Here is a 22,672-nt window from a genome sequence, read left to right as displayed (position 1 = left end):
GATCCTCCGGCGTGGTGGATGGGATGGACCGCCCCGACGTCGAGCGGCACCAACAGCACCACCGCCCCGTGACGTTCCGTCGTGCGGAACCTCAGTTCCGAATGATGCATGGATTATACGGGGCCTTCGGGGGCTCTGAGCTTGTCCTGAGCGGCGGTGACCCTGCCTGCGCCCCCGATCGCGGGCCTCTCACCCGATGACGCGGGGATGATCGAGCGCTGCGGGATTCAGGAGGTTCCGCGGACTCCGGCCGGCGAGGACGTCCGCGACACCTTCCAGTGTGCGCCGCTTCAACTCGACGTAGGACTGCTCGGTGTACCAGGCGGCATGGGGCGTCAGCACCACGTTGTCTAGCGCAGCGATGGGATGGGTCGCGGGCAGGGGCTCCTGTTCATGGCAATCGATGCCCGCGCCGCCGATGCCGCCCGCGCGCAGAGCCTCGACGAGAGCGTCGGTGTCGATGATGCCGCCCCGCGCGGTGTTGACGAGCAGAGCGTCCGATCGCATGGCAGCGAGCTGGTCCCGGCCGATCATGCCGCGGGTGTGCTCGGTCAGCGGGACGTGCACCGAGAGGACCTGGGACTGCTCGATCAGCTCCTCGAAGCTGACGACCTCGACGCCGTGGTGCCGTGTCCCGGACTCGATGCCGAAGTCGTGGCCGATCACGCGGTAACCCAGCCCTGCGGCCTTCCGCGCGGTGGCGGTGCCGATGCGCCCGAGACCGAGGACGCCGAAGGTGCGGTCCGTCATCTGGAACAGGGGCTTCGCGAGCGACACATCGTACTGGCCGGCGCGGATGCTGCGGTCCAGCAGGGGGATGCCCCGCGCGAGGGAGACCGCGAGGCCGATCGCATGATCGGAGACCGCCTCCGTGCCGTAGTCGGGGACGTTGGTGACCGCGATGCCCCGGTCGGTCGCCGCGTCGATGTCGACGGTGTCGACCCCCACGCCGTACCGGCCGATGGCCCGCAACCGCGGGGCCTGGTCCATGACGTCGGCCGTGATCTGCGAATACTGGACCAGGATGCCGTCGGCGTCCTGGATGTTGGCGACGAGGTCCTCCGGCGTCGACTGCTCGATGCGCAGAGTCAGGTCGTTCTTGGCCGCCTCAGCGGATTCGGGATCGAAGCCGTCGTGGTCGCACTCGGTGATGACTACCGTGTGATCGGTCATGGTCTGGAGCCTTTCGTAGATCTGTCCGGGGGAAGAGCTGGGGGCCAAGCGGCGAATCCCGCGCACGATCATGCGGTCGGCGCGGAGACGACGGGTGCTCACCGCATGTCGGAGACGGGGAACGTGTCCATGTCGTCGAACGACTTGTTCTCACCGGCCATGGCCCACACGAAGGAGTAGGCGGACGTGCCCACCCCCGAGTGCACAGACCAGCTGGGCGAGATGACCGCTTCCTGATCAGCGACGGTCATGTGACGGGTCTCGTCCGGGCGCCCGAGGAGGTGGATGACCCGCGCGTCCTCCGGCAGATCGAAGTACAGATAGCACTCCGTGCGCCGGTCGTGGGTGTGCGCGGGCATCGTGTTCCACATGGAGCCGGGATGCAGGGTGGTGACGCCCATGACCACCTGGCAGGACTGGACCCCGTTCTCGTGGATGTACTGGTTCAGCGTCCGACGGTTCGAGGTGAGCGGGTCGCCGAGTTCCCGCACCGTGCCCTGGCCGGGCGCGACGGAGGTCGTCGGGTACGCGGTGTGGGCCGGTGCCGAGACGACGTAGAAGCGCGCCTCGGCCCCCTCCTCCGAGGAGAAGGTCACGGACGCTGCTCCCCGACCGATGTACAGGCATGCGCCATGGGCCAGGGGGTGGACCTCGCCGTCGACGTCGACGATGCCATCCCCGCCGACGTTGACGACGCCCGCCTCACGATGGGCGAAGAACTGCTCGGAGCGGATCTCGGGGAAGCCCTCGAGCGACAGCGGTCGATCGGTGGGGGCGATCCCGACCAGCACCATGCGGTCATGGTGGGTGTAGACGGCCCGGATCTGGCCGGGGGCGAAGAGGTCGTCGACCAGATAGCGGTCGCGGATCTCCCCCGTGTCCATCCGCGGGATGTCCCCGGGGTGCGTGGCGTAGCGCTGTTCGATCTTGTCCATGATGTCAGTCCTTTCAGAGGCCCAGCAGGCCGGGCAGCCAGGTGGAGAGGAAGGGGGTGTAGGCCACGATCGCGAGAAGGAGCACGAGAGCGAGGAAGAACGGGATCAGGTGACGAATGACGTCCTCGATCCGGCGGTTCGCGACGCGGACCCCGACGAATAGGACGGGCCCCACGGGCGGGGTGATGGTGCCGATCGACAGCGCCATGACCATGAAGACCCCGAAGTGGAGGGGATCCATGCCGAACGACGTCACGATGGGCAGGAGGATGGGGGCGAAGATCAGCACGGCAGGCGTCGCATCCATGAACGCACCGACCACCAGCAGTCCCGCGATGATCAGCGCGAGGAGCACGTACGGGTTCTCGCTGATCGCGAACAGACCGTCGGCGACCAGCGCCGGGATACGGGCGTAGGACATGACCCAGCTCATGACGCTGGAGACGGCGATGAGGTACAGCACGACGGAGGTCGTGCGTGCGGCATCGAGGAAGATCGGCTTGAGGTCCGACAGCTTGATCGCCCGGTAGACGAACGACAGGATCAGGGCGTACAGCACGGCAATGCACGAGGCCTCGGTCGGCGTGAAGACGCCGGCGAGGATCCCGCCGATGACGATGACGATCAGCAGGAGCGAGGGCACCGCATCGAGGATGACCTTCCCCCGCTGACCCCAGGTCATGTGCTCGCTGACCCTCAGCTCAGGACGCTTGCGCGCGTACAGGTACACGATGAACATGCATGTCAGCGCCCAGAGGATCCCGGGGATGTACCCGCCGACGAAGAGCCCGGCGATCGACGTCGCTGAGACCAGCGAGTACACGATCATCAGGTTGCTCGGCGGGATGATCATGCCCGAAGGAGCCGAGGCGATGTTCGTCGCGGCGGAGAAGTTCCGGTCGTACCCCTCTTTGGCCTGCAACGGCGCCATCGTCGAGCCGACCGCCGCCACGGACGCGACGGCGGAGCCGGAGACGGAGCCGAACAGAGCGTTGGCCGCCACGTTGGTCTGCATCAGCGAACCGGGCGCCCACCCGACGAGCACCTTGGCCGCATTGATGAGACGCAGCGCGATGCCGCCGTTGTTCATGATCACCCCGGCCAACACGAAGAACGGGATGGCGAGGAGCGCGAACGAGTCGACCCCGCGGAACATCTGCTGGGCCGAGGTGAGCATGGCGTTGTCGAAGCCGATTGCGACGACCGCGGCGACCGCCGAGGGGATGGCGACGGCGACGGCGATCGGGAGACCGATCGCGAGCAGGAGGAAGATCCCGACGAGGAGGATGAGTCCGATGAGGGTGCTGATGTCCACAGTGACTCCTAGAGGGCTTCTGCCTGGTCGGCCTCGACGGGCGCCTGCCGGCCGGTGCCGATGGCGATGAGGTGGTGGACGCAGTAGAAAAGCGTCAGGATCCCGGACACCGGGATGGCCAGGTACATGTGCCCGGCGTTCACCGGAAGAGCGGGGATCGTCTGCTCCCACGCGAGCTCGGAGATGGCGAAGCCTCCGTACACCAGCACCAGTGCGGTGAAGGCGAGGACGAGCAGGTGGGTGAGCATGCCCATCGCCTTCTGCGGGGTCCCCGGCAGCTTCCTCACGAGGAAGTCGACGGCGATGTGCCCGCGCTCGCCGAACACCAGCGCCGCCCCGAACAGGCCGAGCCAGACGAAGATGTACTTGGCGAGCACCTCCGACCAGCCGCTGGGGTTGTTGAGGAGCTGCCGGGAGAAGACCTGCCAGGCGACAGTGGCCACGAGAGCGACGAAGAGCCCGAAGCATGTCCATTCGAGAGCTCGGTCGAGCCCTCCTTTGATCTTGTTCATGTGATGATTCCCTTCCGGCTCACTCGGCGGCTGCGCGCACGTCGTCGTAGAGGTTGCGCGTGACGGGGCTGTCCAGGCTCTCGTCGACGAGCGGCTGGACAGCCTCGCGGAAGGCGTCGATGTCCACCTCGTTGAACTGGGCACCCGCTTCCACGGCCATCTCGTGCGAGCGCTCGACCTCTTCCGTCCAGAGCTCGCCCTCCTCGGCGGTGGCGTTGGCGATGTCCTCCTCGAGGAACTCGCGGCACTCCGGGGCCATCCGATCGAGGGTGGTGGGGTTGGAGATGAGGTAGTCGGGGAACATCAGGTGCTGCGTGTAGGAGTAGTACGGCGCGACCTCGTCGTGCGAGAGGTTCGCGTAGATCGACTCGTTGTTCTCGCCGCCCTCCAGGATCCCCGACTGGATCGCGGTGTACACCTCGCCCTGTCCCATCGGGGCGCCCGACCCGCCCATCAGCTCCATCATGGCGATGTTGGTGTCGGACCCGATCACACGGATCTTCATTCCCGCGAGATCCTCCGGGGTCTCGATGGGCTTCACGGAGTTGTAAACGTTGCGGATACCGCCGTGGAATCCGGCGATCACGGAGATGTTCTTGTTCTCCAGGGAGCTGAACAGCTCACCCGTGATCTCCGGGTCGTCGAGCACCCTGCGCTGGTGCTCCTTGGAGTCGAACACATACGGCAGGTTGAAGACGACGAAGTCCGAGTTGAAGTTCTCCATCAGGGAACCTGCGACCATCGCGAAGTCGACGCTCCCGGCCTGGACGAGCTCGATCGTGTCCGCCTGGGGCCCGAGCGACTCGTTCGGGAACACCTCGAGCGCACAGGCGCCGCCCGTCGCCTCGCTCATCCGCTCCCCCAGGTGGGAGAGCGCCACGTACTGCGGATGCGTCTCGGGCTGGTTGAACGCTACGCGATAGACCGTCTCGGCCTCGATCCCCGAGCCCTCGTCACCGAGCGCGCTCTCGTCGATGGGGGTGAACTGGGCGCAGGCGGTGAGCGACGTCAGCGCCAGAGCGAGGACGCCGCTCAGCAAGGCCTTGCACTTCATCGTGTCTCCTCGTCGGATCGCCGTCGGCGGCGTCCCGTGTCGATGCTTCTCCCCCGCGGGCGGGGAACCTGTCTCCGTGGGAAGGAGCGGCAGTCGAACGGCTCGAGACGCCCTCAGGGGCGATCGCGCCGACCGAATCGACTCACTCCTCGATCCCCGGCCAAGGGGTCATGCGGCCCGACGGCCGGAGGCGAGCAGGGCGAGAGCCTGCTTCCGATCCGTGGCGACGCCGCCTCAATGTGCCACCGCCGGACCGAATCCCTTGCGTTTCGCATGCCAAAACTCTAGTTTTGTTATGCGCGACAAGCATAGACTGTACAGGAGTGCCCGGCAATGCGCTGACTCCTCGGGTTCCCGCACCCGGCTCGCAACCTGTCGCGCAACCTCCCGGAGAGAAGGGACCCATGACCACCACGCCACCTCCTGATGCCTCCCCCGTCGGCAGCGTCGACAAAGCCCTGGTCCTCCTCGAGATCCTCGCGTCGGCGGGACCCGACGGGACGACCCTGCGGGACATCGCCGCGGCCAGCGGCTTCAACAAGGCGTCGGTCCACCGCCTGCTGCGGGCACTCATGCACCGCGGTTTCGCGGACCAGTCCCCGGGCGATCAGCATTACCGGCTCGGTACCGCCGCGCTCGAGCTGGGTCATTCGTTCGGGGACGGCGAGAATCTGCCGGTGCTGTTCGCCCCGGGGCTGGCGAGCGTCTCCCAACGCACCCAGGAGCTGGTCCACCTGGGGCAGATGGACGGCCCCCACGTCCTCTACCTCGACAAGGTCGAGCCCGAGCGCACCCTGCGCGTGTGGTCCAGCATCGGCAAGCGGGCCCCCGCGGCGCGCACCGCCATGGGCCGGGCCCTGCTCGCGGCCGACGGGGTCCGCGGTCCGGCGCTCGACGCGTACGCCCGCGCCACCAGGTCCTCGGCGGCCGAGCCGGGAGCGGTCATCTCCCTCGACCACCTCGCGGAAGTCGTCGACCGGACCGCAGAGCGCGGCTGGTCGATGGAGATCGAGGAGAACGAGGCCGGCATCGCCTGCGTGGGCGTGGCCCTGGTGCGCCCCGGGGGGCGCTCGGTCTCGGTCAGCGTCACCGGGCCGATCGAGCGGATGGACGAGCGGCGCCGCGCCGAGATCGGCGCCCTGCTGCGCGAGGAGCTCTCACGCCTCGCCCCCGCGGGCTTCGAGGTCGCCGCGACGAGCTGAGCGACCCTCCAGGAGACCACCGGCGATCGTGCCCAGCACGCCGGCGAGGACGCAGGTGATCAGCATCGGCCCCGGGCCGGCGATGGAGGTCAGGAGGGTCAGCGACGTCCCGGCGATCGCCGCCGTGAGCACGCCGGTCTTCGTCGGCTCCGCCCACCGACCGAGCACCAGAAGACCGGCCACGAGCAGAGCGATGGCGAGCATGCCAGTCCCCATGCCCAAAGCCGTCTCCCCCATCCCGTCGTGCACGATGACCTCGGCGCCAGACGCGTCGGGGTTCGGGACGATTCGATGTGGGAACACGGGGTAGAAGATCTGCTCACCGTGGGGCCGGAATCCGTGGGGGGCGGCGAGGCCGACGAGCAGGCCGGCGAGCACGCTCAGACGGCCGGAGCGCCCGGGGCGCGGCGCCCTCCACCGGACCGAGCATGCCGCGACCACCGCACAGAGCATTCCCACGAGAAGGATCGCGCCGATCGCGCGCTGCACGAGGACGCGCATCGTGAGCTCGCCCGGGAGGTCCGGTCCTGCACCCCCGGGAACGCGCACGAACAGCGTGAAGGCGCTGCCGAGCAGGAAGGCCCCCGCCGTCACCAGAATCGTCAGCCACCGGTGCCTCCGCGGCGCAGCGTGCACGGCAGCACAGATGACCAAGGCGGCCACAAGGGCGCGCACAGCATCCTGTCCGGCGTCATACGCCAGGAAACTCAGGATGCGGTCGGGCGTGCTCACCGCTCGGTGACCGGCTCGGCGTCGACGGCTCGTCGGGAGCGCGCCCCCGACGCCACGCCACCACCGATCGTGCCGAGCACGAGAACGACCACGATCACGATCAGCTGGGTGGACAGCGGGATGCCCGGCTCAGCGACCGTCGCGGCCTCGCCCAGCGCGCTCGCGAAGACACTGATCCCGATCAGGACGGCGGCCACGATCCCGGCCGCTGCGACCCCGATCTGCAGGGCACGGACGCGACCCCCGGCCGCGACGAGGGCGGCGACCAGCAGGGCCACCACCACGGCCTCGATCGCCACGGCGGTCAGCGCCACCAGCGCCGACTGCGTAACGCCGAACATGGCCGGGAGCGTCTGGCCGGGCTCGGCGAGCCCGATCATCACGCAGGCGAGGATGCCGACCACCGCCGTCATCGCCGAGCCCTCCGAACGGACCACGATGAACACGGCGGAGGCGATCGCGCCCAGCAGTCCCAGCACCAGGGCGACTCCGGAGATCCCGGAGGCGATCCCTCGGAAGCCCGCGAAATGCGCCGCGATCACCGCACCGACCCCGATCAGCAGACCGAGGCCGAGGGCGAGACCCGCGCCGCTCCGGAGTCGGCGGGGGGCGGCGATCACGGCGGCGGCGACGGGGAACGCGATCGGCATCGCGAGCATCACGGCCAACAGCGCGGCGGCGAGGAGCTCCAAGGGGGCCAGATCCAGCGACATGCCTCATCCTCCCCCCGCAGCGCGCGATCGGGGGCGGATTTCGCACAACCGTGACCTCCCGGTCATCTTTCGGCCCCGGAGGGCCGCGCCCATCGAATCGACCCGCCACCTGCTGATCCGCTCAGACGCCGCTCCCTGCCGGTCGCCCGGAGAGCACCTCTCGGGGCCGACCTCGCTGTCCGAAGCGGTTAAGTCTTTGGCAAAAAAGTACGGTGCGAGGGTGCGATCCACGGGCATCTCTCTGTAGGCTGGTTCACACCGTTCGCGGCTGTAAGTCCTGCGGGCACGCCGCTCCCCCGACCCTGGATCGTGAGGATTCGTGTCCGCACCGCTGCGCATCGCTGCGCTCTCCGCCTGGCATGTCCATGCCGAGGAGTACGCCCGAGAAGCCCTGAACCACCCCGATACCGAGCTGGTCGCCGTCTGGGACGACGACGTCGAGCGCGGGAAGGCCCTCGCCGCGACCGTCGGCGTGGACTTCGCCCCGGACCTCGACGCTCTGCTGGCCCGCGAGGACCTCGACGGTGTCACCATCACCACCGCCACCACCGTGCACCGCGAGGTGATCGGGAAGGTCATCGCCGCCGGCAAGCACGTGTTCACCGAGAAGCTGCTGGCCCCGACGCTCGCCGAGTGCGACGAGCTGCTGGAGGCCGCGCGGACCGCCGGCGTGCAGGTCACCGTGTCCTTGCCGCGCCTGGCCCACGGCTACACCGTGGCGCTGCGGGAGGTGCTCGAGGGCGGCACGCTGGGTCGCCTGAGCTACTCCCGAGTGCGCCTGGCCCACAACGGCTCGACGGCCGACTGGCTGCCGGCGCGCTTCTACGACCCGGCGGCGGCCATCGGCGGGGCGTTCAGCGACCTCGCCGCCCACCCCGCCTATCTCACCCAGCTGATCCTGGGCACCGACGTCACCGTCGCCTCGGCCACCTACACCGATATGACCGGTCGCGGCGTCGAGGACAACGCGGTGGTCACCGTGACCAGTCCCGATGGCGCGATCGGCGTGGTCGAGACCGGCTTCGTGACCCCGGCGAGCCCGTTCTCCATCGAGGTGCAGGGCACCTCCGGCACCCTGACCTACGGGCTCGGGGCCGACGGCGGCATGGTCCTGGACACCGGCGACGGGCCCGTCGCCCTCGACGTCCCGGCCGACGTCCCGAACCCCTTCGCCCAGTGGGTCCAGGCGATCCGCAGCGGGCAGGAGACCACCGAGAACCTCGAGCGCGCCCGGGCACTGACCGCCCTGGTCGTCGCGGCCAACGCCGCCGCGGCCGCCTGATCCCGCTCGGCGGACCGGACCGGGGTCGAGAGATGCCGTCGACCATCCCGTCCCCCACCCACCGGCCGATTCCGTAGACCGGACCCGTCGGCCACGGCCGCATCCGATCCGTCCCACCACCGCGACACCCGGCGCTTCCCACGTGCCAGATGCCGCCGACCCCGACACCCGACCCCTCTGACCACGAGCTCGACCCCATCGAGGAGCACCCCATGACCAGCACCGTGAAGTCCCCCGTCCGCATCGGCATCATCGGCGGCGGCGGCATCGCCAACGCCCACCTCAACGGCTACCGCCAGATCCCCGACCGCGTCACCATCACCGCGATCGCCGACGCCAGCGAGGAGACCCTCGCCAAGCGCGTCGAGGAGACCGGCGCGACGGGCTACGCCGATTTCACCGAGATGGTGAAAGACCCGAACGTCGACGCCGTCGACATCTGCCTGCCCCACCACCTGCACACCCCCGCGATCGTCGCGGCCGCCGAGGCGGGCAAGCACATCCTGTGCGAGAAGCCGCTGTGTCTGACTCCGGAGGAGGCCACGACGGTCTCGCAGGTGATCGAGAAGACGGGCGTGACCCTGATGTGCGCCCACAACCAGCTGTTCATGCCGGCCGTGGCCAAGGCCAAGGAGGTCATCGACTCCGGCGCTCTCGGCCCGATCTACGAGGTTCGCACCACCGACTCCTTCTTCAACGACTTCGACCCGGAGTCGATGGGCTGGCGCGGGCACACCGCCACCTCCGGCGGCGGCGAGCTGATCGACACCGGCTACCACCCCACGTACCTGATGCTGCATCTGGCCGGCGCCACCCCGGTCAGCGCGTTCGCCATGCTCTCGACCCACCGCCTGAAGTTCATGGAGGGCGAGGACTCCGCACAGGTGCTGGTGCGCTTCGACAACGGCGCGGTGGGCCAGATGGTCACGTCGTGGGCCTACGCCGCCGCGCCCGGCACGGATCGCTTCTCCGCCGTCGGTGAGAAGGGCTCGCTGAGCTCGGACGGCTCCACCTTGCGCGTGCAGCTGCGCGGCGAGGAGGTGCAGGTCTTCGAGCACGAGCAGGTGGACACCTTCGCCGCCGAGATCGCGCACTTCGTGGACGTGCTCACCACGGGCGATCGGCCGCTGAACAACCAGGTCGAGGGCGTCAGCGTGCTCGGCGTGATCCTCGCGGCCTACGAGTCCTCGACGACCGGCAAGGTCGCCGACGTCATCAGCCTCTGACGCCGCGAGCCGACGACGCGCTGACGACGCGATGACGACGTGCTGACATCGGGTCGGAGCCGGTCATGTCCGGGCGGCTCCGACCCTGAGTCAGCTCTCGAGCTCTGCGGTGCCGTGACCACACACGCTGATGGTCACGACAGCGCAGAGCTCGCCGGCCATCGTGACGTCGTGGACGCCGCTCCCCTGCCATGACCACCAGCAATGCTCCGGCCACCACATCGCCACCCGCTGTCCCGTATCGGACGCTGATCTGGCTCGCGGTCGCGACCTTCACCACCGGGATCGACGGCTACGTGCTGGCCGGCCTGCTCCCGGACATCGCCGCGGATCTCGAGGTCACCGCGGCCCTGGCCGGACAGCTGGTGTCGGTCTTCGCCCTCACCTCGGCCGTCGCCGGCCCGGTGCTCGGGGCGGCCACCGGCGGGTGGGAACAGCGCCGCACCATCCTGGCGGCGCTGTCCACCTTCGTGCTCGGCAATATGATCACCGCTGTCGCCCCGACCTATGCGCTGGCGCTGGGAGGACGCGTGCTCGCGGCGCTCGGCGGCTGTCTCCTGGCCGCGGCGGTGACCGGGTACGTCGTGCATCTTGTCGCGGAGCGGCACCGGGGCCGCGCGCTGTCGTTCGTGCTCGGAGGCTGGATGACCGCCACCGCGCTCGGGGTCCCCGTCGGCCTGATCCTCGGCCAGTCCACCTGGCGGCTGCCGCTGGTGCTGGTCTCGGTGGTCGGCGCGGTCGCGCTCGTCGGCATCGGACTGCGCCTGCCGCCGCTGCGCTATCCCTCCTCGTCACTCGTCGACCGGTTGCGGCCACTGGCCCGGCCGCGCCTGGTCGCCGGGCTGCTGGTCTCCACCGGGGTGCTGTGCGCGAGCTACACCTGTTTCACCTATGCGGTGCTGATCCTGCAGCCCTCCCATCCGGCCGGGTGGATGATCATCGTGATCATGTGCGGCTACGGGTTGGCGAGCATGCTCGGCAATGCCGTCACGGGGCGTCTGGTGGACCGCTTCTCGCCCGTGCGGGTGCTCACCGTGATCCTCGCGGCATTGCTGGTCAACTCCCTGTTCGGGGCCCTCGCCCTCTCCCTGGCCGCCCCGCTGGCCGTCGCCGCGGGGAGCCTGGCGTGGTTCCTGCTGGCGGGCATCGGCAACGGGGGCCATGCCGTCCCGCAGCAGACGCGCCTGGCGGCGATGGCCCCGGGGTCCGTCGCCGTGGTGATGGCGCTGAACGCGAGCGCGATCTCGCTGGGCAGCGCCCTCGGCGGCGGTCTCGGCGGGGTGGCCCTGGCTTCCGGGCTCTCCCCCGGTCACCTGCCGCTGATCGCGGCGGCGGTCCTGGCTCTGACGCTGCCGCTGCACCTGCTGGTGGCCCGATGGACGCGAGCGGCGGCGGCGAGGTCCTGAGGGGCCGCTGCGAGCGCCCTCATCCCCGGTGCGCCCACAGGTCCCGCAGCAGCGCGATCTCGGCGAGGTGGTGGATGAGCTCGCGGTTGATGTGGGCGACGAGGGTGGCGCGGGAGTACTCGGCCCACGGCCCCTCGGCCTCACCGACGGCGACCTGCAGGTCGTCCTCGCTCCAGGTGCGCACGCCGGCGATCCACCGCTCGTACGCGGCATCGAACTGCGCCAGAGCCTCCTGCGCGGTGTCGGGGTAGTCCCAGGTCATGTAGTCCGCGGGCGGGCCGCCGAAATGCGCATGGCTGCGCGTCCCGAGCACGCCGACGATGATGTGCCCGAACCGCCAGGCGATGGTGGTCAGCGGGGCCGGATCGGGTTCGGGGAACTCGAAGTCGATGACCACGTCCCCGGAGCCGCCCTGGATCGAGGTCGGCGGCCTCTCGCCGTCGGCCGCGCGGGGGTGGATGGTCCAGGCGGTGCCGCTCGCGGTGGGGTCGAAGTAGTACTCCGCATCGGTCAGCCCGTCGAGCTGGGGCCGTGCGAACTCGCCGACGTGGTACTCGATCTGGTCGAGCAGCACAGTGGGCAGGTCACCGTCCCTCCCGATGGGCTCTGCGGCTGCACTGTTCGGATCGTTGCTGGTCATGGCGATTCTCCTTGCTCTCGTGATCGTGCGCTCGGTCGATCTGGGCCGCGCCGTGCGGCCTTCGCGGCCCTGGGTCGGAGGCCGGCGATCCGACGGGGTCGGCCCCGTCAGGGTGCTCCGTCCGCTCGATGCTCACCAGCCCGCCGGCGGCCACTCCTGGCCGGCCGCCAGGGCGTTCAGCTCGTAGGCGCCCTTCCCGTCGATGCTCTCGCGCAGGATGTCGGCGTGCCCGGCGTGCCGGGCGTTCTCCTCGATCTGGTGCAGGGCGTACCAGCGCACGGTCCAGGTCGTCCTGCCCTCGAACCAGGGCTGGTCGGGGAACTGGCCCTCGGCCTCAGGGTCCGACGCCCGCAGGGCAGCGGTGAGATGCTCGGCGACCTGCTGGAGCTCGGCGATGAGCGATTCGGCGGTGTCCTCCTCCCGCACGGCCTCCGGCGCGATGCCGCCCTCGGCCTGGAACTGCGCCGGCGTGCGCTGCGGATCATCCCCTGCTCCCGGAGCGGCGGCGATGCGCATCGCCGCGCTGTCGGAGACGAGGATGACGTGGCGGGCGAGAGCCCCCAGACTCATCGCCGACGCGCTCGGGGTCTGACGGATCTGTGCGGGGGTGAGCCCGTGCAGGGCGGTCGCGACCTGCTCGATCTGCTGGCCGGCGAAGGTGGCGAGGCTGTCGAGCTCATGGGTGGTCTCTGCGGTCAGGAACGGCATCGTGGTCTCCTTCGATCGGTGCGGCGGCGAGCCTGAGGGCCGGCGCCGGACGGGCGGGCCCGGATGGCCCTCCCTGTGCTGTCGGATCACACCTTTCCGGCATGGGCGGACAGATCCTGTCCGCGAAGTGGGCCAGACTGCTCCCATGAGCGACGTGACCACGAGAGCCCTGCGGCTGCTCGCGCTGCTGCAGTCCCGCTCCGTCTGGACCGGCCCGGAGCTGGGCGCCGAGCTCGGCGTGACGGTACGGACGGTGCGGCGCGACATCGACCGGCTGCGGGCGATGGGGTATCCGGTGCTGACCTCGGCCGGGCACGGCGGCGGCTACCAGCTCGGAGCCGGCCGGGAGCTGCCGCCGCTGCTGCTGGGCGCGCGCGAGGCCGTCGCGGTCGCCGTCGGCCTGCGCCTGACCGCCACCTCCGGTCTCGAGGGTCTCGACGCGGACGCGCTGCGTGCTCTGGCGGCGCTGGACCGGATCCTGCCGCCCGAGGTGCGCTCGGAGGTCTCCGCGGTGGCCGAGGCGATGGGGGTGGTCGCCCGCCCGCTGCCCGCCGCCCGTGCGGAGGTGCTGCTCGCGCTGGCCACCGCCGTGCGCGACGGGCTGCGGGTGCGCGTGGACTACGAGCGCCTCGACGGGGAGCGCTTCGAGCGCCGCATCGAGCCGCGGCGGGTGCTCTCGATCGACGGACACTGGTACCTGTTCGCCTGGGACCTGGAGCGCGAGGACTGGCGCACCTTCCGGCTGGACCGCATGCATGCGGTGCACGCGAGCACCTTCCGCATCACGCCGCGGCCGACGCCCGACATCGAGGCCACCGTGCGCGCCTCCATCACCCATGGCGCCTATGCGCGGACCCTGACCGTGCGGCTGCTCGCCCCCTACACGGAGATCGCCGACCGGGTCCCGCCGCGCACCGCGACCGTCACGCCCGACGGGGACGGAGCGTGCATCCTCCGGGCGGGGACCGAGGCCGACGACCTGCACTGGATCGCCCTGCACCTGTGTCGTCTGGGCGCTCCGATCGAGGTGATCGAGCCGCCCGAGCTGGTCACCGTGCTGCAGGAGATCAGCGCCCGGGCGGCCACGGCCCACCTGGCCCCCGACGCACCGTGAGCGTCGAGGGCGGACGAGGGGACGGGCATCCTGAGACTCGTCCCACCCGAGCTGAGGACGTGCCACGCCGAGGACGGGACCTGCTTCACCGGCCTGGGCCGACGGGCAGCTGTTGGGCACCTTCCGCTACGGCTCCTCGACCATGGCCTACCGGGTCTACAAGGATGCTTTCGACGGGTTCTGGTTCACCGGGGCCTGATCCGACCGGAGCGCGTCAGATGATCAGCAGCGCGAGCGCCGAGCCGACGGTGAGCACCAGCACCGTGGACTCGAAGACCCGCTGCGGGATCCGACGGGCGATCTTCGTCCCGCAATAGGCACCCAGCAGCACCAGCGGCACCATCATCAGGTCCATGACCAGGGTGTCCCGGGTGATCAGGCCGAGGCCCGCGGAGAACGGGAGCTTGACCACGTTGACGATCGCGAAGAACCAGGCGGAGGTGCCCAGGAACGTGAGCACCGGCATCCGCATCGCGTAGAAGTACATCGACATCACGGGTCCGCCGGCGTTGGCGACCATGGTCGTGAAGCCGCCGAGCGCCCCGTACCCGGCCCGGCTGAGGGCGACCCCGAGGCGGGAGGGCCCAGCGGTCGGCGCAGGCGCCGTGCTCGTGCCGGATCCGACGGTGGTCGCTTCCTCCGTCTCCGGCGCCTTCGTCCGGGCGGCGCGGCGGCGCCAGACGGTCACCGCGATCAAGGCCAGCAGGATCACGCCGATGGTGGTGCGCACCGTGTCCCCGCCGACGGTCGCGAAGAAGACCGTGCCCAGCACGATGCCGATCAGCACGCTGGGGATCAGCCGCACCAGGGTGCGCACGTCCGGCTCGCGCCGGTAGACCCACAGCGCGGTCGCGTCGCCCACCATGAGCAGGAGCAGCAGCGCGGCGGTGGATTCCTTGGCGGGCAGGGCGAGGGCGAACAGGCCCACGGCGATCGTGCCGCCCCCGGGCATCGCGGTCTTGGACAGGCCGACGACGACGGCACCGACCGCCACCAGCAGCCAGGAGGCCGTGGCGAGCGTGGGGATCAGGGCAGCGAGGTCGGACACGGGAGTCGAAGCTACCAGCGACGATCACCGAGAGCCGTGCCGGTCCACCGCGCGTTCCAACCGTCGGTCCACCGGGCCCGCCCGCCGTCGGCGCGTCGCACGCTCCCGCCGTCGGTCCATCGCGCGCTCCCGCCGGCCCGTCGCACGCTCCCGCCCCCGCCCATCGTGCCGCTCGAGCGGGCGGGGCGGCCAGGCGGGGCGGGGCGGCCAGGCGGGGCGGGCCGAGATCCTGTCAGGCGATCCAGGAGAGGTCGACGGTGCCCGATCCGTCGGCGCCGGCGCGGGCGGAGCCGATCACGAGGGCCATGGCGGCGGAGCCGGGGTCGATGACGCCCTGGGAGGCGTCGCCGACGTAGCTGGCGCGGCCGCGGCGCGCGGTGGTCTGCGCCGTGGCGGCGGCCGCGGCGATCGCGGCGTCCTCCGCCGCGAACAGGGCCTCGACGGCGGTGGTCTCGACATCGGCCTCGAGGGTCGTGCGCAGGGCGGCGACGGCCGGGTCGAGGGCGTCGATCATCGTCTTGTCGCCCACCTTCGCCTCGCCGTAGCGCTGCACCGTGGCCTGGCCGGCGGCGAGCGCGTCGGCGAACTGCGCCGCGGTGGGAGCGTTGCCGTCCTCCGCCGCCTTCGCGAGCTCGCGGAAGAACATGCCGAACAGGGGCCCGCTGGTCCCGCCCACGCCGAGCCACGCCATGTACAGCGCGGTCAGCCACTCGCGGTAGCTGGTGGGGTCGTCGGCCTCGAGGTTGGCGTCGAGGTGCTTCACCGCGGTGCGGATGTTGGTGCCGAAGTCGCCGTCGCCGGCGCGGCGGTCGAGGTCGCCGAGGTCGTCGGCGGCGCCGACGAGGGCCTCGCGCAGGGTGAGGACGAACGCGCGGCCGAAACCTCCGGGGAGGGGGATGCTGGGGGTCTGATCGTTCATGACGTGCTCCTTACCAGGTCAGGGACGGGGTGCGGACGGGTGCGTCCCAGAGTCGGCGCAGCTCGTCGTCCAACGGCATCAGGGTGATCGAGACTCCGTGCATGTCCAGGCTGGTCACGTAGGGGCCGACGAGCGAGCGGCTGATCGTGATGCCCTCCCCGTCGAGCCGGTGGTGCAGGGCGCGGGCGACGAGATTCAGCTCCAGCGGGTAGGTGGAGCCCAGGCCGTTGACGATCGCGATGACCTCGTCGCCGCGACTCAGGTCGAGATCGTCCAGCAACGGCTCGAGCAGCAGGTCGGTGAGCCCGTTCGCGTTGGTGAAGGAGGCGCGCTTCGCCGCCCGTTCACCGTGGATCCCGACGCCGAGCTCGACCTCGTCGTCCTCGAGAGCGAACTGGGGCTCCGCGTCCCCGGGATGCGTGCCGGCGGACAGGGCGAGGCTCATGGTGCGGGCCGACGCCGCGGCGCGGCGGCCGATCGCGGCGACCTCGGCCAGGCTCGCGCCCTCCTCCGCGGCGGCGCCGCAGACCTTCTCGATGATGACGGTGGCGGCGGTGCCGCGCCGGCCGGGCCCCTCCTCGTCACCGGTGTCGGTGGCGAGGTCGTCGTCGACCAGCACCATCTCGGACTCCAGAGCGTCGTCCTCGGTGATCTCCCCGGCGATGCGGAAGTTCAGCACGTCGCCGGTGTAGTTCTTGACGATCTGGACCACGCCGCGGCCGGAGTCCGCCGCCTTGGTCGCCTCCAGGACCTGCAGGGCGGTGGGGCTGGCGAAGACGGCGCCGGCGACGGCGACGTCGAGCATCCCGGCGCCGACGAACCCCGCGTGCAGGGGCTCATGGCCGGATCCGCCGCCGGAGACCAGGCCCACCTTGTCGCGGGCGGGCTCGGCGCGGGTGAGGAAGCGGTGCTCGGCGTGCAGCGCGAGCAGGTCGGGGTGGCTCAGGGCGAAGCCCTCGAGGGCCTCGGGGATCAGGTCGTCCGGGTCGTTGACGATGCTGCGGCGCATGGATGCTCCTTCGTCGGAGGGGATGAGGCCCAGGCTACGCCGTGGCCGAGCCGCCGACGGCGGGCGGTCGGATCCGTGGGGCCTGCTGGGAGCGGCGATGATCCCGGTGCCCTATGGTCCTGGACATGCGTCTTCTCCTCCTCCGCCATGGCCAGACCTCGAGCAACGTCCAGGGAGCGCTGGACACCGAGCGCCCCGGCGCCGGCCTGACGGACCTCGGCCACGAGCAGGCCCGGGCGGTCCCCGAGGCACTGGCGGGGGAGGACATCGCCTCGCTGCGCGTCTCCCCGCTGCTGCGCACCCAGCAGACCGCCGCCCCGCTGGCGTCGGCGCGCGGGCTCACCGCCGAGGTCGCCGAGGGTCTCGAGGAGATCGCCGCCGGGGATCACGAGATGGGCCGCGGCCACGCCGCGGTCGCCGCCTACCAGGAGAACCTCGTGCGCTGGGCGGAGGGCGACCTCGACCACGCGATCCCCGGGGGCGAGGACGGGCACGCCTTCTTCGCCCGCTACGACGCCGCGCTGCGATCGATCGGCGACGAGCATCCCGAGGACGCCACCATCGCCGTGGTCAGCCACGGCGCCGCGATCCGCATCTATGCCACCGTCGCGGCGGGCCTCGCCCTGGAGACCTTGGATGACCAACCGCTGTACAACACGGGCCTGGTGGTGCTGACGGGGCATCCCGACCGCGGCTGGGAACTGAGCTCCTGGGTCAACGACCCCGTCGGCGGGGCGCAGCTGCGCGGCGACACCAGCCACGACGTCACGGCCGACGACACCACCGATGCCGTGGAGGACGCGACCGAGGACCGGTGAGATCGGGCGGACAGTTGGTCGTCGCGCACCGCCGGCCGCGCCGGCGTGGTCCGGTCCGCGACACCGTTCCAGCTCACCATCGCGGGTGGATCGACTCCCGCAGCAGCTCGTCGTAGGTCTCCCGCACGGTCTCGTCGAAGCGGGCGAGGATCTGCTGCTGCTCGTCGGTGGCGACGCTGCCCGCAGCGGCGTTGCGCCGGGCCTGCTCACCGCTGCTGGCCCCGGGGATCGCGGCGGTCACGCCGTCCTGGGCGAGGATCCAGCGCAGCGACGCCTCCGGCAGTGGCATCTCCCAGCGCAGCGCGTGCTCGAGGCGCGCGACGGCCTCCAGCCCCAGCTCGTACTCGACACCGGCGAAGGTCTCGCCCTGGTCGAAGGCCTGCCCGTGGCGGTTGAAGCTGCGGTGGTCGTTCGCGGCGAAGCTGGTGTCCGCGGAGAACTTGCCGGTGAGCAGACCGGAGGCGAGCGGGACGCGGGCGATGATCGCCACGCCCTTCTCGCGAGCCCGCGGCACGACGGCCTCGAGGGGCTTGAGTCGGAACGGGTTCAGGACGATCTGGATCGAGGCGAGATGCTCGCGCTCGAGGCTGATCAGCGCCTCCTCACACGTCTCCACGCTCACGCCCCACGCAGCGATCTTCTTCTCCGCGGCGAGGGAGTCGAGCACATCGAAGACCCGGTCGTCGCGGTAGATCTCCGGCGGCGGGCAGTGCAGCTGGACGAGGTCGAGAGTGTCCATCGCGAGGTTCTGTCGCGAGCGCTCCACCCAGGCGCGCAGATGCTCCTCGGTGAAGGACGCCGGGGCGAAGGGATCGGCCCGACGGGAGACCTTGGTGGCCAGGAACAGCGGGGCCGACGGGCCGGCGCCCTCGGCCCCGTCCGCGGCCGCGTTCCGCATCTGGCCCACCAGGCGCTCACTGCGGCCGTCGCCGTACACATCGGCCGTGTCGAAGAAGCTCACGCCCGCCTCCAGCGCGGCATCGAGCACGGCATGGGCGGCATCGTCGGAGACCTCGCCCCAATCGGCGCCGATCTGCCAGCATCCCTGGCCGATCACGGACAGCGGGCGGCCCAGCCGGGTAGGGGTGCGGTGCTGCATGGACATCGTTGACCTCGGTTCATCAGGGAGCCGCTGAGCTGCGGCGCCAGGTGCGGTGCCCAGTCTCCCAGACGGCGCCCGACCACCTCAGGCAAAGGGCCCGGTCCACTGCATCTCCCCGTCGACGACAACGTCGGACGGCATCATGCCGAGCCGCCCCACGATCCGTGGGGACGCTCCGTGGCCTGGGTGGAGGTGAGCGATGATCAGCGCGACGCCACGTTCGCGCAGGTCGTCCACGAGGAGCAGAGCGGCCCGACCCGCCTATCCGCGCCCCTGCCCCACCGGGCGTTCCGCGCACGAGCACTTCCTCACCGCCCCTGGACCTGCCACTCTCGTTCCATGGCCCACGAGCACCAGCACGCCGCCCCGCACGATCACACCGCAGCTGATCCGTCCCTCTCCCCCACCGATCACTGGGAGCAGCGCTACGCCGACTCCGAGCGCATCTGGTCCGGGCAGGTCAACGCGACCCTCGCCGAGGTGACCGCCGACCTCACTCCCGGCACCGCGATCGACCTCGGCTGCGGCGAGGGCGGGGACGTGCTATGGCTGGCCGAGCAGGGCTGGATCGCGCACGGCCTGGACATCTCCCCCACCGCCGTCGACCGCGCCCGGTCCGAGGCCTCAGCCCGCGGTCTCGAGGGTGCCTCGTTCACCGCGACGGACCTCGATGCCTGGCGGCCGGAGCCGGAGTCTGCAGACCTGGTCACCGCCTCCTTCTTCCAGTCCGAGGTGGCGCTGGACCGGGTGTCGATCCTGCGGCGCGCCGCCGCCGCGCTGCGCCCCGGCGGACATCTGGTGACCATCTCCCATGCGGCCCCGCCCTCCTGGGCCGAGCACCATCCCGCGCACATGGTCGACGTGCGTACGGAGGCGGAGCAGCTCGCACAGCCCGCCGCCGACTGGGTGGTGGAGGTCGCCGAGGACCGCCGGCGTCCCGCCGTCAGCCCCGACGGCACGCACGGTGAGCACCTGGATGCCGTCATGGTGCTGCGCCGCCGGTGAGCTCCGCCGACGGGGAGCCCCCGCTGTCGGCGCCACGGAGTGGCTGATCAGCCATCCCCGGAGCGAGCCTGCTCGTACCAGCCGAACGCCGCCTCGGGATCGTCGGCCGTGGTCCCGTCGAGCCCCAGCTCGAGCGCGCGACGAACATCGTCCTCGCTGCGGGTGGGCCAGCCGTGCACCAGCCGGCCCGCGGCGTGCTGCTCGGCGACCACCTCGGCGGTCAGGCCCTTCCACCCGCAGTACAGGGCGTCCGCGCCGGTCCGCTCGAGGATGCTCTCCAGATCCTCGTGGCGGTCCTCGGGCAGCGGCAGGCCGTGGATGATCTGACCGCGGGGGATCTGCGGCATCAGCTCCCGGGCGTGGACCAGGGCCTCGGTGTCGAAGCTGGTCAGACGCACCCTGTGAGTGAGCGCCGGAAGTTGATCGACCCGCTCGGCCAGCAGCGGCACCACGGCCGGATCCTTGATCTCGACCTGCAGGAAGACGCTGGTCGCCTTGATGGCCTCCTCGAGGGTGGTCACCCGATGGCCGCCGCGCAGCACCACAGTCTGCAGCTCGACCCATTCCATGGAGTCCACGGGACCGAGCCCGCGATCTTCCTCGGCCATCATGCGATCCAGGCTGCGGTCGTGGGTGAGCACGAGGCGGCCGTCGGCGCTGGGTCGGATGTCGAGCTCGATCTCCTGGCAGCCGACGCGCTCGGCCTCCTCGAAGGACGCGATCGTGTTCTCGAGGACGCTCGCCATCGCTCCGCGGTGGCCGACGATGGTGAACGGTCGCTCGGGGCGGGCGGGATCGCTGCTGGTCATAGTGCTGGACTCCGTCGGCTCTGTCGGATGGTGGATCGCGGATCGACCGCGGTGGCGGGGTCCAGCCTCTCACCACGAGCGTGCTTCCCGTGCCCGAACCACGCTGCGAGCTCCCGGGCGGCCACGCCCGACGGTAGGTTGACACCGACCAGAGCGTCCGGCGCGCGAGTTCGGAGCGGTTGCCGCGCGGGCGCCGACCGTCGACCGGTGCGCCGGAGGAAGCCGACCGGAGCGCCGGCGGAAATAGGGGTGGGACAGTGAATATCTTCTTCGGCCTGAGCGGGTGGGAGCTGACTGTTCTGGTCGGCATGGGCATCACCGTGCTCGTGCTGCTGGTGGTCGGAGCGGCCCTGGTGAAGCTCACGTTCTTCGTCCCCGCACCCCGTCGGGACGACGACGAGGACGATGATGGGGACGACGAGGACGGCGACCACGGCGAGGGCTACGACGACGAGTGACGGGGACTTCCCCTCGCGCCGTGCGGATCGACCCGTCGCGCCGTGCGGATCGACCCGACCGACAAGGAGAACTCATGACCGTGCTCAGCACCGCGATGAATGCCGCGCTCCAGGAGCAGACCTCCTGGCAGGAGGCGCTGCTGAAGGACTTCCACCGCCACCCGGAGCTGTCGATGCGGGAGGAGCGCACCCGCGACGTGATCGCCGCGCAGCTGACGAAGTACGGCTACGAGGTCCACGAGATCGGCGGCGGCGTGGTCGGCGTGCTCACGGGCGGCGAGGGTGGCCAGGGCGGCCGGGGCGGCGAGGGCCGCACCGTCCTGTTCCGCGCCGACATCGACGGCCTGCCCGTGCAGGAGGCCTCCGGCCTGGACTACGCCTCGACCGCGACGCAGACCGATGCGGACGGGGTCGAGCAGCCGACGATGCACGCGTGCGGCCACGACTTCCACATCACCGCCGGACTCGGCGCCGCCAAGCTGCTGGCCGAGCGTCGCGAGGACTGGTCGGGGACGTACATCGCCCTGTTCCAGCCCGGAGAGGAGAAGGCCGCCGGGGCCCGCTCCATGGTCGAGGCCGGCGTGGTCGAGCAGGTCCCCACCCCCGACGTGTGCCTGGGACAGCACGTGCTCACCGATCCGGTGGCCGGGAAGGTGGCCGTGACCTCGGGACCGGTGATGTCCACGGCGACATCGGCCCGGATCGTGGTCCACGGCGCCGGCTCCCACGGCTCGATGCCGCATCTCGGGGTGGACCCGGTGGTGCTGGCCTCCGCGATCGTCACCCGGGTCCAGACCCTGGTGGCCCGGGAGCTGTCCCCGGCGGACTTCGGGGTGGTCACCGTCGGCTCCCTGCAGGCCGGCTCCAGCGCCAACATCATCCCCGACAGCGCGACGATGCTGCTGAACTTCCGCGCCTACGACGAGGACATCCTGGACCACTTGATCGCGGGCGTCGAACGGATGGTGCGGGCCGAGTGCGAGGCCGCCCGGTCCCCGCGCGAGCCGGAGATCGAGATCTCCGACCGCTACCCGCTGACCACGAACGATGATGCGGCGGCCGAGGTGGTGCGCGACGGTTTCGTGGCGCAGTTCGGGCAGGAGCGGGTCGAGGAGATGTCCCCGGTGACCGCCTCCGAGGACTTCTCGATCGTGCCGGACGCCTTCGGGGCGCCGTACTGCTATTGGGGCGTCGGCGCCTATGCCGAGGGGCGGGAGACCTACCCCAACCACAGCCCGCTGTGGTCCCCGGACCTCCAGCCGACCATTGGCGTCGCCACCGAGGCGGCCGCGACCGCCGTGCTCGCCCACCTGCGCGGCTGACCCCGTGCCGGCCCGACGACCCCCGTCGTCGGGCCGGCTCCCCCAGCGAGGACGGGCCCCCGCCCCGTCCCCGCGTCCCCCGCAGGACCCGCACCCGGTGCCCAGAATCTAGGGGCGATCCGGGCGGAGCGCGATGGGGCGGACTCCCCCGGTCGGACTCCCCGGGGAGT

23 protein-coding genes are annotated in these 22,672 nt (G+C 70.9%); 9 read left to right on the top strand and 14 right to left on the bottom strand.

All coding sequences use genetic code 11. The annotated features are described in order from the left end of the window. Positions 1–189 precede the first annotated feature (189 nt). From BH708_RS14225 to BH708_RS14205, 5 genes are all read right to left on the bottom strand, one after another. A complete protein-coding gene (locus BH708_RS14225) occupies positions 190–1,173 on the bottom strand; it encodes a C-terminal binding protein (RefSeq protein WP_076811338.1) in 984 nt (327 codons plus the stop codon). Positions 1,174–1,271: 98 nt separating this feature from the next. Next, the gene (gene kduI / locus BH708_RS14220) at positions 1,272–2,108 is read right to left on the bottom strand and encodes a 5-dehydro-4-deoxy-D-glucuronate isomerase (protein WP_253705339.1); all 837 of its coding nucleotides are present in this window, start codon (positions 2,106–2,108) and stop codon (positions 1,272–1,274) included. A gap of 13 nt (positions 2,109–2,121) precedes the next feature. Next, positions 2,122–3,423 carry a TRAP transporter large permease gene (locus tag BH708_RS14215; RefSeq protein WP_076809670.1) on the bottom strand — a complete coding sequence of 434 codons (1,302 nt, stop codon included), beginning with the start codon at positions 3,421–3,423 and terminating at the stop codon, positions 2,122–2,124. 8 nt (positions 3,424–3,431) lie between these two features. Further along, complete coding sequence (locus BH708_RS14210) at positions 3,432–3,935, bottom strand: TRAP transporter small permease (RefSeq protein WP_076809668.1); 504 nt, start codon at positions 3,933–3,935, stop codon at positions 3,432–3,434. Positions 3,936–3,954: 19 nt separating this feature from the next. After that, on the bottom strand, positions 3,955–4,989 hold the full coding sequence (locus BH708_RS14205) for a TRAP transporter substrate-binding protein (RefSeq protein ID WP_076809667.1): 1,035 nt from the start codon (positions 4,987–4,989) through the stop codon (positions 3,955–3,957). A gap of 404 nt (positions 4,990–5,393) precedes the next feature. Here BH708_RS14205 and BH708_RS14200 point away from each other — a divergent pair, with 404 nt between their 5' ends. Next, on the top strand, positions 5,394–6,191 hold the full coding sequence (locus BH708_RS14200) for an IclR family transcriptional regulator (RefSeq protein ID WP_076809665.1): 798 nt from the start codon (positions 5,394–5,396) through the stop codon (positions 6,189–6,191). Here the strand turns inward: BH708_RS14200 and BH708_RS14195 are convergent. Then, on the bottom strand, positions 6,147–6,785 hold the full coding sequence (locus tag BH708_RS14195) for a hypothetical protein (RefSeq protein WP_157235974.1): 639 nt from the start codon (positions 6,783–6,785) through the stop codon (positions 6,147–6,149). The genes BH708_RS14200 and BH708_RS14195 overlap by 45 nt on opposite strands. A gap of 134 nt (positions 6,786–6,919) precedes the next feature. Further along, positions 6,920–7,636: a hypothetical protein gene (locus BH708_RS14190; protein WP_076809660.1), complete on the bottom strand. Its 717-nt coding sequence runs from the start codon at positions 7,634–7,636 to the stop codon at positions 6,920–6,922. 319 nt (positions 7,637–7,955) lie between these two features. On the opposite strand from BH708_RS14190, the gene BH708_RS14185 reads away from it, so the two are divergent. From BH708_RS14185 to BH708_RS14175, 3 genes are all read left to right on the top strand, one after another. Beyond that, a complete protein-coding gene (locus tag BH708_RS14185; RefSeq protein WP_076809658.1) occupies positions 7,956–8,918 on the top strand; it encodes a Gfo/Idh/MocA family protein in 963 nt (320 codons plus the stop codon). Between the two features lie 212 nt (positions 8,919–9,130). Continuing rightward, positions 9,131–10,144 carry a Gfo/Idh/MocA family protein gene (locus BH708_RS14180; protein WP_076811335.1) on the top strand — a complete coding sequence of 338 codons (1,014 nt, stop codon included), beginning with the start codon at positions 9,131–9,133 and terminating at the stop codon, positions 10,142–10,144. 191 nt (positions 10,145–10,335) lie between these two features. Further along, a complete protein-coding gene (locus tag BH708_RS14175; RefSeq protein WP_076809656.1) occupies positions 10,336–11,550 on the top strand; it encodes an MFS transporter in 1,215 nt (404 codons plus the stop codon). A 19-nt stretch (positions 11,551–11,569) separates the two neighbouring features. Here BH708_RS14175 and BH708_RS14170 read toward each other — a convergent pair whose 3' ends face one another. Next, entirely contained in the window at positions 11,570–12,190 is a 621-nt protein-coding gene (locus BH708_RS14170; protein WP_076809654.1) for a DinB family protein, read from the bottom strand. 132 nt (positions 12,191–12,322) lie between these two features. Next, on the bottom strand, positions 12,323–12,898 hold the full coding sequence (locus BH708_RS14165; RefSeq protein ID WP_076809651.1) for a DUF664 domain-containing protein: 576 nt from the start codon (positions 12,896–12,898) through the stop codon (positions 12,323–12,325). 145 nt (positions 12,899–13,043) lie between these two features. Here BH708_RS14165 and BH708_RS14160 point away from each other — a divergent pair, with 145 nt between their 5' ends. Continuing rightward, positions 13,044–14,012, top strand: coding sequence for a YafY family protein (locus BH708_RS14160; protein ID WP_076809649.1), 969 nt, complete (start codon positions 13,044–13,046; stop codon positions 14,010–14,012). Positions 14,013–14,226: 214 nt separating this feature from the next. On the opposite strand, the gene BH708_RS14155 is transcribed toward BH708_RS14160, so the two are convergent. From BH708_RS14155 to BH708_RS14145, 3 genes are all read right to left on the bottom strand, one after another. Then, a complete protein-coding gene (locus tag BH708_RS14155; protein ID WP_083713611.1) occupies positions 14,227–15,060 on the bottom strand; it encodes a sulfite exporter TauE/SafE family protein in 834 nt (277 codons plus the stop codon). Between the two features lie 232 nt (positions 15,061–15,292). Then, a complete protein-coding gene (dhaL, locus tag BH708_RS14150) occupies positions 15,293–15,979 on the bottom strand; it encodes a dihydroxyacetone kinase subunit DhaL (RefSeq protein WP_076809647.1) in 687 nt (228 codons plus the stop codon). 10 nt (positions 15,980–15,989) lie between these two features. Beyond that, positions 15,990–16,988, bottom strand: a complete 999-nt coding sequence (locus BH708_RS14145; protein ID WP_076809646.1) for a dihydroxyacetone kinase subunit DhaK — start codon at positions 16,986–16,988, stop codon at positions 15,990–15,992. A gap of 125 nt (positions 16,989–17,113) precedes the next feature. Here BH708_RS14145 and BH708_RS14140 point away from each other — a divergent pair, with 125 nt between their 5' ends. Then, positions 17,114–17,806, top strand: a complete 693-nt coding sequence (locus BH708_RS14140; protein ID WP_076811330.1) for a histidine phosphatase family protein — start codon at positions 17,114–17,116, stop codon at positions 17,804–17,806. A 73-nt stretch (positions 17,807–17,879) separates the two neighbouring features. On the opposite strand, the gene BH708_RS14135 is transcribed toward BH708_RS14140, so the two are convergent. Next, the gene (locus tag BH708_RS14135) at positions 17,880–18,905 is read right to left on the bottom strand and encodes an aldo/keto reductase (protein ID WP_076809643.1); all 1,026 of its coding nucleotides are present in this window, start codon (positions 18,903–18,905) and stop codon (positions 17,880–17,882) included. A 342-nt stretch (positions 18,906–19,247) separates the two neighbouring features. Between BH708_RS14135 and BH708_RS14130 the strand changes: the two genes are divergently transcribed. Then, positions 19,248–19,913 carry a bifunctional 2-polyprenyl-6-hydroxyphenol methylase/3-demethylubiquinol 3-O-methyltransferase UbiG gene (locus tag BH708_RS14130; RefSeq protein WP_076809641.1) on the top strand — a complete coding sequence of 222 codons (666 nt, stop codon included), beginning with the start codon at positions 19,248–19,250 and terminating at the stop codon, positions 19,911–19,913. Positions 19,914–19,960: 47 nt separating this feature from the next. Here BH708_RS14130 and BH708_RS14125 read toward each other — a convergent pair whose 3' ends face one another. Next, complete coding sequence (locus BH708_RS14125) at positions 19,961–20,722, bottom strand: glycerophosphodiester phosphodiesterase (RefSeq protein ID WP_076809639.1); 762 nt, start codon at positions 20,720–20,722, stop codon at positions 19,961–19,963. Positions 20,723–20,979: 257 nt separating this feature from the next. On the opposite strand from BH708_RS14125, the gene BH708_RS14120 reads away from it, so the two are divergent. Both BH708_RS14120 and BH708_RS14115 read left to right on the top strand, forming a co-directional pair. Then, complete coding sequence (locus tag BH708_RS14120) at positions 20,980–21,180, top strand: hypothetical protein (RefSeq protein WP_076809637.1); 201 nt, start codon at positions 20,980–20,982, stop codon at positions 21,178–21,180. Positions 21,181–21,254: 74 nt separating this feature from the next. After that, complete coding sequence (locus BH708_RS14115) at positions 21,255–22,502, top strand: amidohydrolase (protein ID WP_076809635.1); 1,248 nt, start codon at positions 21,255–21,257, stop codon at positions 22,500–22,502. The last annotated feature ends 170 nt before the right edge of the window (positions 22,503–22,672 follow it).

The sequence above is a fragment of the Brachybacterium sp. P6-10-X1 genome, from assembly GCF_001969445.1.
In the GTDB taxonomy this organism is placed as follows: domain Bacteria; phylum Actinomycetota; class Actinomycetes; order Actinomycetales; family Dermabacteraceae; genus Brachybacterium.
Note: the sequence above shows the minus strand (reverse complement) of the source record. Positions and strands in the feature narration are given on the sequence as shown.